The sequence below is a fragment of the Mesorhizobium sp. M7A.F.Ca.US.005.03.2.1 genome (assembly GCF_003997795.1).
Classification (GTDB): Bacteria; Pseudomonadota; Alphaproteobacteria; order Rhizobiales; family Rhizobiaceae; genus Mesorhizobium; species Mesorhizobium ciceri.
Genome location: NZ_RZRP01000098.1, coordinates 1 through 11849, shown reverse-complemented (window position 1 = coordinate 11849; position 11849 = coordinate 1). Strand labels below are relative to the sequence as shown.

Annotated in this window: 11 protein-coding genes, 1 tRNA gene and 1 pseudogene; 8 read left to right on the top strand and 5 right to left on the bottom strand. The window is 60.9% G+C overall.

Annotated elements, in window-relative coordinates; genetic code table 11:
* Positions 1–35: 35 nt before the first annotated feature.
* Positions 36–178 (top strand): annotated as a pseudogene (locus EN991_RS40805) (ATP-dependent DNA ligase); the annotation flags it as partial.
* A 272-nt stretch (positions 179–450) separates the two neighbouring features.
* Here EN991_RS40805 and EN991_RS08255 read toward each other — a convergent pair.
* Positions 451–1971 carry a phosphomannomutase/phosphoglucomutase gene (locus EN991_RS08255; protein WP_127368551.1) on the bottom strand — a complete coding sequence of 507 codons (1521 nt, stop codon included), beginning with the start codon at positions 1969–1971 and terminating at the stop codon, positions 451–453.
* Positions 1972–2172: 201 nt separating this feature from the next.
* Between EN991_RS08255 and EN991_RS08250 the strand changes: the two genes are divergently transcribed.
* The 5 genes from EN991_RS08250 to EN991_RS08230 all read left to right on the top strand — a co-directional run bounded on the left by EN991_RS08250 (position 2173) and on the right by EN991_RS08230 (position 4516).
* Positions 2173–2249 (top strand) — tRNA-Pro (locus EN991_RS08250).
* A gap of 539 nt (positions 2250–2788) precedes the next feature.
* Positions 2789–3079: a hypothetical protein gene (locus EN991_RS08245; RefSeq protein WP_024503706.1), complete on the top strand. Its 291-nt coding sequence runs from the start codon at positions 2789–2791 to the stop codon at positions 3077–3079.
* A 207-nt stretch (positions 3080–3286) separates the two neighbouring features.
* A complete protein-coding gene (locus tag EN991_RS08240) occupies positions 3287–3502 on the top strand; it encodes a hypothetical protein (protein ID WP_024503705.1) in 216 nt (71 codons plus the stop codon).
* 6 nt (positions 3503–3508) lie between these two features.
* Positions 3509–3949: a hypothetical protein gene (locus EN991_RS40800; protein ID WP_245460921.1), complete on the top strand. Its 441-nt coding sequence runs from the start codon at positions 3509–3511 to the stop codon at positions 3947–3949.
* 222 nt (positions 3950–4171) lie between these two features.
* A complete protein-coding gene (locus EN991_RS08230; protein WP_127368552.1) occupies positions 4172–4516 on the top strand; it encodes a hypothetical protein in 345 nt (114 codons plus the stop codon).
* A gap of 33 nt (positions 4517–4549) precedes the next feature.
* Here the strand turns inward: EN991_RS08230 and EN991_RS08225 are convergent, their stop codons facing one another.
* The 4 genes from EN991_RS08225 to EN991_RS08210 all read right to left on the bottom strand — a co-directional run bounded on the left by EN991_RS08225 (position 4550) and on the right by EN991_RS08210 (position 10013).
* Positions 4550–6169 (bottom strand): ABC transporter ATP-binding protein, encoded by a 1620-nt coding sequence (locus EN991_RS08225; RefSeq protein ID WP_013532689.1) that lies wholly within the window; start codon positions 6167–6169, stop codon positions 4550–4552.
* A 47-nt stretch (positions 6170–6216) separates the two neighbouring features.
* Entirely contained in the window at positions 6217–7341 is a 1125-nt protein-coding gene (locus tag EN991_RS08220) for an ABC transporter permease subunit (RefSeq protein ID WP_013532690.1), read from the bottom strand.
* Positions 7334–8257: an ABC transporter permease subunit gene (locus EN991_RS08215; protein WP_127368550.1), complete on the bottom strand. Its 924-nt coding sequence runs from the start codon at positions 8255–8257 to the stop codon at positions 7334–7336. Before EN991_RS08215 ends, EN991_RS08220 begins: the two co-directional genes overlap by 8 nt.
* Positions 8258–8420: 163 nt before the next feature.
* Positions 8421–10013: a peptide ABC transporter substrate-binding protein gene (locus EN991_RS08210; RefSeq protein ID WP_127368549.1), complete on the bottom strand. Its 1593-nt coding sequence runs from the start codon at positions 10011–10013 to the stop codon at positions 8421–8423.
* A 412-nt stretch (positions 10014–10425) separates the two neighbouring features.
* Between EN991_RS08210 and EN991_RS08205 the strand changes: the two genes are divergently transcribed.
* Together EN991_RS08205 and EN991_RS08200 are read left to right on the top strand one after the other, a co-directional pair.
* Positions 10426–10839, top strand: coding sequence for a TadE/TadG family type IV pilus assembly protein (locus EN991_RS08205; protein ID WP_174564973.1), 414 nt, complete (start codon positions 10426–10428; stop codon positions 10837–10839).
* A partial coding sequence (locus EN991_RS08200; protein WP_281058790.1) for a pilus assembly protein TadG-related protein occupies positions 10840–11849 on the top strand: 1010 nt, incomplete at its 3' end. It abuts the gene before it with no gap.

Here is an 11849-nt window from a genome sequence, read left to right as displayed (position 1 = left end):
ACGCTATATTGAATCGCAGTCTTGCGAGGCAGTTCATGCGTTTGAAGTTCATCCCACCTATTGAGCCGGAGCTTGTCGACACCCGCCCAAGCGGGGCGACTGGATTCACGAGATCAAATTCGACGGGTATCGCACTCAGCTCATCATGGATGAAGATGGCATCCGCCTGTTGACGAGAAGAGCGCGCCACAACCAGGACAGGTCAAGCGACTGATCCTTGGGTCTCATCACCGACAGGGGAAGTTTGCACCTGTTCGCGTCTCCGATCATGATGCGTATCCCAGCGGCCACCAAGGTTCACTCGGACGCCGGGATGGGTCCTGCAATTACTGGGCGAAGCGCAGGTGACCCACAACGGTACTTTTGACGCCGCGAGCTCCAACAGCGCGCGCGTTGGGGTGTGATCGATCAGGCAGACGTGCGGCTGTCAGCCGGCGGCCTAAGGGATACTCAGAATGTCTGGTTGTAGGCGCCCACCTCGGGGCTGCGGCGCAGCACGGTGTCGACAGCCTCGAACATCTCCCGTCGACGCTGCGACGACACCGGGCTTTCGACGACCACGACCAGTTCCGGCTTGTTCGACGAGGCGCGCACCAGTCCCCAGGTGCCGTCCTCGGCGACAACGCGCACGCCGTTGACGGTGATGAGGTCGGCGATCTTCTGGCCCGCAAAAACCGTTCCATCCCGCTTCATGGCCTGAAAGTCGGCAACCACCCGCTCGACAACGCCATACTTCACATCGTCCGCGCAGTGCGGCGACATGGTCGGCGTGCCAAAGGTCAGCGGCAGCGCGCGGTAGAGATCGGCCATCGAGCTGCCGGAGCTGCGATCCAGCATCTGGCAGATGGCGATGGCGGTGACCAGCCCATCGTCATATCCCCGCCCGACTGGCGGGTTGAAGAAGAAATGGCCCGACTTTTCGAAACCGGCGACGGCGCCAAGCTCGGCGACGCGGCGCTTGATGTAGGAGTGGCCGGTCTTCCAGTAGTCAGTGACGGCGCTGTTGGCGCGCAGCACGCTGTCTGTGTTGAACAGGCCGGTCGACTTGACGTCGACGACGAAGGTCGAGCCCGGATGCTGGCTGGAGATATCGCGCGCCAGCATCACACCGACCTTGTCGGCAAAAATCTCATTGCCCTCATTGTCGACGACGCCGCAGCGGTCGCCGTCACCGTCGAAGCCAAGGCCGACATCGGCTCCAGTCTCAAGCACCTTGTCCCTGATGGCATGCAGCATCTGCATATCCTCGGGATTGGGATTGTAGCGCGGAAAGGTGTGGTCGAGTTCGACATCGAGCGGGATGACCTCGCAGCCGATGCGCTGCAGCGCCTGCGGCGCGAAGGCGCCGGCGGTGCCGTTGCCGCAGGCGGCGACCACTTTCAGCTTTCGGGTGATGCGCTTGTCCTCGGTCAGATCGTCGAGATAAGTAGCGCGAAAATTGGGAACGAAATCATAAGACCCGCCGCCGACAAGGTCGAAATCGCCGGCCATTACAATCTGCTTCAGCGCGCTCATCTCTTCCGGCCCGAAAGTCAGCGGCCGCGCCGCACCCATCTTGACGCCGGTCCAGCCATTCTCGTTATGCGAGGCGGTGACCATAGCGACCGAAGGCACGTCCAGTGCGAACTGGGCGAAATAGGCCATCGGCGACAACGCCAGTCCGATGTCCCTCACCCGAGCGCCTGCAGCCATCAAACCGGACACCAGCGCCAGCTTGATGCCAAGCGAATAGGAGCGGAAATCGTGCCCGGTGACGATATCGGGACCGGCACCGACACGGCGGATCAGCGTGCCAAGCCCCATTCCGAGCGCCTGGACGCCAATCAGATTGAGCTCCGGCAGTTGCGCGGAGCCGGGATGGCCAAACCACCAGCGCGCATCATATTCTCGAAAGCCGGATGGCTTGATCAGCGCTTCGGTTTCGAACTCGAAACTGTTGGGCCGGGCGTCGCCAACGATGCTGAAGGACAAGACTGGAAAACTCCGAGTGGCGGAAATTACGAGTTGTCGAGGACTGCGGCTTAGCACAGAAGGCTTTAAGCCACGTTTATCCCAGGAGGGAATCCGAGCCTTTCGGGCTATGCTCGACGAAAGCCGATGAAATGCGACAGAAGTGCTGCCATGCCGCTTGCAGGAACGAAGTGTGGCGGCTATAAGCCCGCGGTCTGGTCACGGAGTGTAGCGCAGCCTGGTAGCGCACCTCGTTCGGGACGAGGGGGTCGCAGGTTCAAATCCTGCCACTCCGACCAGAAAAAACAAAGAGTTAGCGCATCCCGACTTCGGCGCTCCACCTGCCCCTCAAGCGAGATTACTCGCGTCTCCCCGCCGGCCGACAGCGATGCCTGTTGCACTGGACAGCAACCAGACGGTCTCAACCGGCCGCCTGATGCCTTCGTGCGTGCGCTCGCGAACAGATTCCGGAAAACATCTCAACTGGTACGCGCGTCCGGCTAGCGGAGGCCAAAAAAGCTCAAGATCGCTATCACGATGACCACAGCTCCAACGAGCCAAATGATATTGTTCATGATCTCTCTCCTGTTGCCTGGGGGAAGCCCGCGCCTCTGGCGGAGAACGCGGGCCGACCAGTCTTTGCCGACTGATCCGCAGCAGACACCAAATCGTGATCCCGGCTGCGAGAAATAAAACCATCAGGCACGTCTAATGTTCCGTCGTTGACCAGATCCGGCGGTGACAGTGAACGTTCGGGCCGATGCCGGACCACCGGAACCAAAGCGATCAGGGGCAGTTAATCCAATGAAGGGCTAATTAAGAAAACGGAGAAATTGCAATGAAAACAATGATCATGTGCGCGTTGGCGCTTTCCATTGGACTGCCCGTCGTGGCTTCGGCAGCCGAAGCCGATGTGGTTGTTAGAACCCATCATCGACATCACGGCAGCGTCAAGATCATCAACGAAGACGGTCAGCGCTTACACCACCGCCGCCATGGTACTGTGGCGTTCTACGACCATGGGCGCCGGCATCATCACCGCGATACCGTTGTCGTGACAGGTTCCGTCTCCACCCATCGCCACCACCATCGGCACCATCCCGTGGTGATCGAGAACGACGGGTACTGACCACAGATCTCCGGCCCGATTCTTGAAGGAATCGGGCCACGAGAGGCCCTTTGATCATGCTTTTGGCAGCACCGTCGGCAAGACAATTGCCCCTAGCCAGACTTAGGTCTGACCCCTGCCCGACCGAAGTCCAGGTTGGAAACGCATGCGCTTGCCCCAAATTCGGGGTGGCGGGCAAAAATGATCGATGAAACCAAGAGCAGCAGCATGTCGAACCGTGAGACCAAACGATCCGATGCCCTGAGCACGCGAGTAACAGAGATCAAGGCCAGGATGCAGCAAGCCCAGATTACCGAAGACGAGATGAAGACCTTCCAGAAGGTCGCGGCCATCATGGAGGGCGGCGAGGGCCGAATCGAGGTTGACGACCTGATTGCCGCGTCATTCCTCACCGACACGCTGCTGAACAGCCCGAAGCGTTAAGCGACCATGCCGACGATTAGCAGACTTTTTGATTCCCACGCCGATGCGACGCGGGTCGCTAGCAACCTGGTGGCGGCCGGAATTCCTCGCGTACAGATCGCGATCATCGGGCCTTACAATGACGGGGCAGGATCTGTTTGGGTTTCCGCTTTGGGATCGGTACTGGGCGCTGCTGCCGGCGGGTTGGCATGTCTGAGCGCCGTTGCGGCAGTTGGCATCAATCCTGTTGCTGCGAGCGTATTGCCAACAGCGGTGGCTGGCGCGGTCTGTGGCGGCGTTGCCGGCGGTCTGTTTGGAACATTCGCCCTGCGCGCCATGAAGGCGGATGATCAGGACGTGGCCGAGGGCGTCGTCCTGGTGACGGCGCATGTCGATGAAAATGACGCCGAGATCGCTCAGACAGTGCTCGGCGGTCCCTCGTCGACGTTGGTGGCCGAAGCAGCTTAGGAAAGCCGCCTCGACGTCGCCGGAACCGGCACTCTCCGTTTGCCAGCGATTGAACTCCACACCCGGCAAATAGCAATTCAGACTGGGGATGTTCCTGCTGTCGACCGCATGGCCGAGCCCTGTGGCAGGTTCCTTCGCGGCCGCATATTTTGACGAAAAGGCCCGTCGGCTCTAGGGTCGATTAACCTGATGGAATGAGTGAAACGGCGGGCCGAGTGCGACATGAATTTGAATTCAACCACAGCCCCGCCCTTGATTCTTGTGATGACGCTGGTTCTCGTCGCTGGCTGTTCATCGCTCGGCAGAACCGTCGATCCAGCGAAATACGATTCAATGACGTGCACCGACCTCAACAGTGCGATGGGAGACGTCGCCCGTGACATCTCGCAAACGGCAATCACGCGCGGCAAGGTCGCCAACACCAATGTTCCACGCTGGCTGCTCGGCGGCTCACGCGTGAAGACCGCGGTAGCCAACCGTGAAACAGCCAGGATCGACCGGCTTAAGCAGCAACAGGATGCCATTGCCGCCGTGCGAGCGCGCAAGTGCCCGAGGACCGCGAATTGAGCGGACAGCCAACGCCTCGGTGCAGAGCCCGGTTCAGGCGCTCAGGCGAAATCGCGTCACGTCGATCGCGGCGGCCATCAGCGTCTGTGTGTAGGCGTGCTGCGGATTGCTGAAGATCGCCTCGGTCGGCCCTTCCTCGACGATCTTGCCCTGTTTCATGACGATGATGTAGTCGGCCATGGCGCGCACGACCGACAGATCGTGGCTGATGAAGAGATAGGACAATTCGTGGTCCGCCTGCAGCTTGCGCAGCAGTTCGACGATCTGTTTCTGCACAGAGCGATCGAGCGCCGAAGTCGGCTCATCCAACACCACCAGCCTGGGCTTCAGGATCATGGCGCGGGCAATGGCGATGCGCTGCCGCTGACCGCCGGAGAATTCGTGCGGGTAGCGGTTGCGGGCGTTGGGGTCGAGGCCGACCTCGCGCAATGCCTCGACCGCGCGTTGATCACGCTGCTTGCCCGAAAGGTCAGGCTCATGCACCAGAAGTCCTTCGGTGATGACCTGGCCGACAGTCATGCGCGGCGACAACGAGCCGAACGGGTCCTGGAAGACGAGCTGCATCTGGCGCCGCAGCGGCCGCATCGCCTGCCTGTCGGCTTGGGAAATGTCGCGATCGCCGAAACGGATGAGCCCGTCACTCGGCAACAGCCGCAGCAAGGCGCGGCCAAGCGTCGACTTGCCCGAGCCGGATTCACCAACGATGCCGATGGTCTGGTTGCGCTGCAGCCGGATCGAGATGTGATCGACTGCACGCAGCATCAGCGGTTCGCCAGCAAGAAACCCGCCGCCGATCCTGAACGTCACTTCGACATTCCTGCCTTCGAGCAGCACTGGGGCGTTGGCGGGCGGCGGCGCCTTGCTGCCGGTCGGCTCGGCCGCCAGCAGCATTTTCGTGTAGGCATGCTGTGGGTTGACGAAGATGGCCTCCGCCTCCCCCTCCTCGACAACCTCGCCCTGGCGCATGACATAGACCCGATCGGCAAAGCGGCGGACGATGCCAAGATCGTGGGTGATGAAGACGATCGCCATGCCGAGCTTGCGCTGCAATTCGGCCAGAAGCATCAGGATCTGCGCCTGTATGGTCACATCGAGCGCCGTCGTCGGCTCGTCGGCGATCAATATGTCAGGGTCGTTGGCGAGCGCCATCGCGATCATCACACGCTGGCGCTGGCCACCCGACATTTCGTGCGGATAGGATTTCATCCGCCGCTCGGGATCGGGAATATGCACCAGCCGCAGCAGTTTGAGCGCCTCTTCACGCGCCTCGGCGACATTCAGACCCCGATGCCGGCGGATCGGTTCGATCAACTGGTTGCCGATCGAATAGAGCGGATCGAGCGAAGTCATCGGCTCCTGGAAGATCATGCTGATCTTGCGGCCACGGACCTTGTTGAGCTCGGATTTGCTGAGCGTTAGAAGATTGCGGCCACGATAGTCGACGCTGCCTGTCGCTTCGCCATTCGACGCCAGCAGGCTCATCGCCGCCATCATCGTCTGGCTTTTGCCGGAGCCGGATTCGCCGACCACGGCAACGGTCTCGCCCGATTTGACATGGATGTTTATGCCCTTGACCGCCTCGACGGCGCCGTCGAGCGTGCGGAAGCGGACACGCAAATCCTTGACGCTGAGGATCGTTTCGGAAGCAGCCATCTCAGCGGTCCCCCTCTTTATCGATCCGCATCTTAGCGATCCCCATCTTAGCGATCCCTCGGGTCGAGTGCGTCGCGCAGGCCGTCGCCGACGAAGTTCAGCGCAAACAGCGTCGAGACGAGGAAGAAGGCGGGGAACAGGAGCAGCCAGTTGGCGGTGCCGATGTTCTTGGCGCCGACCGAGATCAGAACGCCCCAGCTGGTCATCGGCTCCTGCACGCCGAGGCCGAGAAACGATAGGAAGCTTTCCAGGATGATCACCTGCGGCACCAGCAGCGTCATGTAGATGACCACCGGGCCGAGCAGGTTGGGGATGACGTGGCGCAGCAGGATGCCGCGCTGGCCGACGCCCATGGCTTCCGCCGCCTGGACATATTCCTGGCGGCGGATCGACAGTGCCTGGCCGCGCACGATGCGCGCCATGTCGAGCCACAGCACGGCGCCGACGGCCAGGAACATCAGCACGAAGTTGCGGCCGAAGAACACCACCAGCATGATGACGAAGAAGATGAAGGGCAAGGAATAGAGCACGTCGACGATGCGCATCATCACCTCGTCGACCTTGCCTCCGGCAAAACCGGCAGCGGCCCCGTAGACCACGCCGATGACCACCGCCACGACGCCCGCGAGCAGGCCGATGGCCAGCGATATACGCCCGGCCATCAGCGTGCGCGACAACAGGTCCCGTCCGGTGTTGTCGGTGCCGAACAGGAAATATTGCTGCTTGATCGAGGCGCTCATCGTCACTTCGAGACCGTCCGGCGACTTGCTCTCGATCTTGGTGTCGTCAAAGGCATCGGATCGGTCAAGATAGCGGATGTTGCGATCGTCGATCGGCCTGGTCGACTTGACGGTGACGAAGACCTGGTTGCCTTCCTGCCGCCATTCCTTGATGTCGACCCGCATGCGCTTGATCGCTTCGGTGAGCGCCGTCTCGATCATGTCGGCCTTCGGATAAGCTGACAGGCTTGGCGGCATGCGCACATAGTCGGCATAAATGGTGGTGTATTGATGCGGCACGAACCATGGCCCGAACACGCTGACGACCCCGATCAGGGCAAGGTAATACAGGCTGAACATGGCGGCGCGATTGGCCTTGAGCCGCGCCCAGGCATCCCCCCAGAGCGAACGGCCGATGACGGTGGGGGCGACTGTGGCCGCGATGTCAGTCATAGCGCACTCTCGGATCGACGACCGCGTACATGACGTCGACGAACAGGTTGAAGACAATGGTAAAGATGGCGATCACCACCACCGTTCCCATCACCAGCGTGTAGTCACGATTGAGCGCGGCATCGACGAAATAGCGGCCGACGCCTGGGATGGAGAAGATCGTCTCGACGATGACCGAGCCGGTCAGCAGTGCCGCCGCCGCCGGACCGGTGAAGGAGACGATCGGCAGGATGGCGCCGCGCAAAGCATGCTTGACCACCACCGACCAGTCGGACAGGCCCAGCGCGCGCGCCGTGCGGATGTGGTGGGACCGCAAGGATTCGATCATCGAGCCACGCATCAGCCGGGCGACGATGGCGATCTGCGGCAGGGCGAGCGTCAGCACCGGACCGACCTTGTTGATGAAAGCGCCATCGCCCCACCCACCGATCGGCAGCAGCCTCCAGGTCAGCCCGAACAGGAGTTGGATCACCGGCGCGATGACGAAGGTTGGGATGGTGCTGCCGGCCGTCGCCAGCGCGATCACCGTATAGTCGCCAAGCTTGTTCTGATTGAGCGCCGCAATGGTGCCGAGCACGGAACCGAGCAGCAGCGCCAGGACGAGCGCCGAGGCGCCGAGCTGAACCGAAATCGGCAGCCCCTTGGCGAACAGTTCGGTGACGGTGAAATCCGGCATGTTGTAGCTCGGGCCGAAATTGCCGCGCAACAGATTGCCGAGATAGTGGACGAATTGTAGCCAGAGCGGGTCGTTGAGGCCGAACTGGGCTTCGAGATTGGCCCTGATCTCGGGACTGAGCCCCCGCTCCTGGTTGAATGGACCGCCCGGCGCGACGCGCATCAGGAAAAACGCCATTGTCACGATGACGAACAGCGTTGGAATGGCGGTCAGAAGCCGCCGTAATACGTATCGCAGCATCGGTGCCCCGCTTGATCCAGAGCCGCGCGCGTCCAGTTGGACGGCCGCGCTCCAGCTTTCAAATCTTCGCACCGGCATTGCCGAAATCGAATTCCGGTACCCGGGCCGATGCGATGGCAAACCATCGCCACCGCGCCTGGAGGGCGCGGTGGCTTGGCCAGGGTTAGTCCTTGCTGACGAAGCGCGACGGATGCACGTCCATCACGTTGTCGACGAAGCCATGCAGCTTCGAGGAGACGATATCGTGGTAGCTGTAATAGAGGAGCGGTATCTGGCCGACGTCGTCGACCAGGATGCGTTCGGCGTCGGCCAGTTCCTTCATGCGCTGTTCGGGGTTGCCGCCGGCGGCGGCGGCCTTGTCCATGGCCGCTTCATAGGCCGGGCTGTTGTAGTCCGAATAATTGTTGCCGCTGGCTTTGCGCGAGATGCCGAGGAAGGTTTCCGGATCCTTGTAGTCGGCGATCCAGGCGGCACGTGCCAGATCATAGTTGCCCTTCTGCTCGAGGAAGGAGTAGTGGGTCTTGGTGTCGGTGTTGAGCAGCGTGACGTCGACGCCAAGCGGCTTCAGCTGTTCCTGGATCGCCACCGCAGTGTTCTTGTGGTTTTCCGACGTGTTATAGCGGATTTCCATCTTCAGCGGCTTTTCGGGCGTATAGCCGAGTTTCTCGAGGATCTTCTTGGCCGCATCCTCGCGGTCGATCTGCGGCATGTCCGCATATTTGGCCATTGCCGGCGTGTAGCCTTCGATGCCGGGAGGCACCATTGAATAGCCGGGCAGCATCGAGTTCTGCCAGACTTTTTCGGCGAGGAAGTCGCGGTCGATCGCCATCGAGATGGCATTGCGCAGCTCTACATTATCCCACGGCGCCTTGTCGGTCTTGATCGCATAATAATAGGTGCCGAGATACGGTCCGACGTGGATCTGGTCGCCAAACTTGGTCTTGAGATCGGCGAGCTGTTCAGTCGGAAGGTCGTCGTAGCTGTCCAGTTCGCCTGCCTCGAAGCGCTTCATCGCCGAAGAGCGGTCCTCGGTCGGGATGTAGTTGACGACGTCGAACTTGACGGTCGCCGCATCCCAGAATTTCGGGTTCTTGACCAGCTTCATATGATCGTTGGGAACCCATTCGGCCAGCGTATAGGCGCCGTTCGAAACGAGATTGCCGGGCTTGATCCAATCGGCGCCGAGCTTTTCGATGGAGGCCTTGCTCACCGGATAGGTCGCCTGGTGGGTCAGCATCTCCAGGAAGTAGGGCGTCGGCGCCTTCAGCGTGACCTCCAGGGTATTTGCGTCAATCGCCTTGACGCCCATGTCCTCAGGCTTGCCCTTCTTGGTGTTGACGTCCTCCGCACCCTTTACCGGATACAGCATCGAGGCATATTCGGCGCCGGTCGCCGGATCCTCCAGCCGGTGGAAGGCATAGACGAAATCGTCCGCCGTAACCGGGCTGCCATCCGACCACATGCCGTCCTTGCGCAGCTTGAACGTATAGACGGTTCCGTCGTCCGAAACCGTCCAGCTCTCGGCGGCACCAGGAATGAGATTGGCCTTCTGGTCCTGCATGACCAAGCCCTGGAACAGGTCGCGCAGGACATTGGCTTCGTAAACCGTGGAGGTCTTGTGCGGATCGACCGACTCCGATTCAGCGGCGGTGCCCCTGTTATAGACGGTCTCGGCAAAGGCCTGCGCGTAGAACGTCCCGGCGGCCAGCGTCATCGTCGTGGCGAACACAGTCGCCTTCAGCATGTTTTTCAGCATGAAGTTCTCCCTGTCGGCGCTGCCGTTGGCGCGCCTATTAAGTGTTGACGCCCTGGAGCCGATATCTGACCCCTTTGAGCGCGCCGCTGGTTCCCGTCCTGCGGCTCGTGCCCAGACACTAACGCGGAGAATTTTTATTTCAACAGACTCTCTGGGTCACCCAAAGTAAGGCGGACGAAAGCTATGGTGTGGCCGCTGAAACACCAGCCGAAACCAAAAGCTTGACTTGGTTTCTTCACCTCGACGCTACTTTTCACCGCGAATCGGGAGCCATGCCAGTTTGCCGGAATGTCTTAATGCGTTCTTAAGCAACCTGAGGTTACATTACGAATACCTTCTATACGGTTCGAGCTTCAGACGCGCGGCGGCTATGAGTAACGGAGCAAGTAAATTGCCCAAAATCCGTCAACTAATGCGGAAATTTCAAGAAGAGCGCGGTACCTCTGCGGTTGAGTTTGCCTTGCTTTCACCGATTTTCATTCTTCTTCTACTCGGAATGGTTGCGTACGGTATATACTTCGGCGCCGCCAACTCGATCCAGCAGATCGCAGCGGATGCCGCCCGCACGGCAATTGCCGGGTTGAACCAAACCGAACGTCAAACGCTCGTAGCCAGCTTCGTCACCAACAATGCCGGCGGATATCCCTTCGTGGATGTCAGCAAGTTGACCTACCAGGCCAACGACAGCTCGGCCGATGGAAGCCAGTTCGTGGTGTCCATCCAATACGACGCCCGCAACCTGCCGATCTGGAACCTTTTCCCGGGCATAGCCATGCCCGGGACCACGATCAGGCGCCAGTCAACGATCAGGGTCGGGGGCATTTGAATGCTGCTGCATGCGTGCAATGGGATCGGTCGGCTTGCCCGGTTGATGCTGAGTGACAGGAAAGCGAACTTCACCGTCATGGCGGCATTGAGCGCGCCGGTGGCGCTGGCGCTGGCCGCAGTGGCCATCGACGAAGCCTCGATCTACACCGAGCGCCGCGAAGCGCAGGCAATGGTGGATCTGGCGGCGATCACCGCCGCCTCGAACATGACCAATGTCAATACAGCGGTCGTTACCACGCTGACCGACAACGGCATGCCAGGGGTTGTCGTTCAAAGCTCGGGACAGACGATCGAGCCGGCGGTCGGCAAAACCGTCGTGACGGTCACGCCCGGGCGATATGTGGCATCCGGGGCCAATGTGGGCCAGCGTTTCCAGGCCAGCATAACCCCCTACAATGCCGTCCGTGTCACCCTGAAGAAGATCCCCGCCCGCTATTTCGCGAGTTCCCTGATCCCCACTCCCGTCATCGGCACCCAAGCCACCGCCAGCATGACGCCACAGGCGACATTCTCGGTCGGATCGAGGCTCGCCAGCCTCGATGGCGGTATCCTCAACGCGCTTCTCGGCGGGCTTCTCGGCAGCAACATCTCGCTCAGCGTCATGGACTACAACGCGCTGATCTCCGCGGATGTGAGCGTGCTCTCCTTCGTGGACGGTCTTGCCACACAGCTGAACCTGACCGGCGTGTCGTATTCGGATGTGCTGGCATCGAAGGCGACCGTCGGCCAGATCGCCACGGCCATGGCCAATGTGCCCGGGCTTGGCAACACGGCCAAAGTCGCCCTGCAGACGATCGCGTCCAAGTCGACCAGCACGGTCCAGATCCCGCTCAGTCATCTGGTCGATCTCGGCTCCGTCGGCAAATTGGGCCTTGGGCAAAGGCCCGCCGGCCTCGGCGTCGACGCCAGCGCCTTGGGAATGCTGACGGCCGCCGCCGGACTGGCAAACGGTTCAAAACAGGTCGACGTCGCCCTCGGCGCCACCATTCCCGGGGTGCTGTCGACCAC

Excerpts from the sequence above, each read along its gene's own strand:
- EN991_RS08225 (WP_013532689.1), bottom strand. The coding sequence starts at position 6,169 with ATGGCTGCTTCCGAAACGATCCTCAGCGTCAAGGATTTGCGTGTCCGC.
- EN991_RS08210 (WP_127368549.1), bottom strand. The coding sequence starts at position 10,013 with ATGCTGAAAAACATGCTGAAGGCGACTGTGTTCGCCACGACGATGACG.
- EN991_RS08245 (WP_024503706.1), top strand. The coding sequence starts at position 2,789 with ATGAAAACAATGATCATGTGCGCGTTGGCGCTTTCCATTGGACTGCCC.
- EN991_RS08220 (WP_013532690.1), bottom strand. The coding sequence starts at position 7,341 with ATGACTGACATCGCGGCCACAGTCGCCCCCACCGTCATCGGCCGTTCG.
- EN991_RS08240 (WP_024503705.1), top strand. The coding sequence starts at position 3,287 with ATGTCGAACCGTGAGACCAAACGATCCGATGCCCTGAGCACGCGAGTA.
- EN991_RS40800 (WP_245460921.1), top strand. The coding sequence starts at position 3,509 with ATGCCGACGATTAGCAGACTTTTTGATTCCCACGCCGATGCGACGCGG.
- EN991_RS08205 (WP_174564973.1), top strand. The coding sequence starts at position 10,426 with ATGCGGAAATTTCAAGAAGAGCGCGGTACCTCTGCGGTTGAGTTTGCC.
- EN991_RS08230 (WP_127368552.1), top strand. The coding sequence starts at position 4,172 with ATGAATTTGAATTCAACCACAGCCCCGCCCTTGATTCTTGTGATGACG.
- EN991_RS08215 (WP_127368550.1), bottom strand. The coding sequence starts at position 8,257 with ATGCTGCGATACGTATTACGGCGGCTTCTGACCGCCATTCCAACGCTG.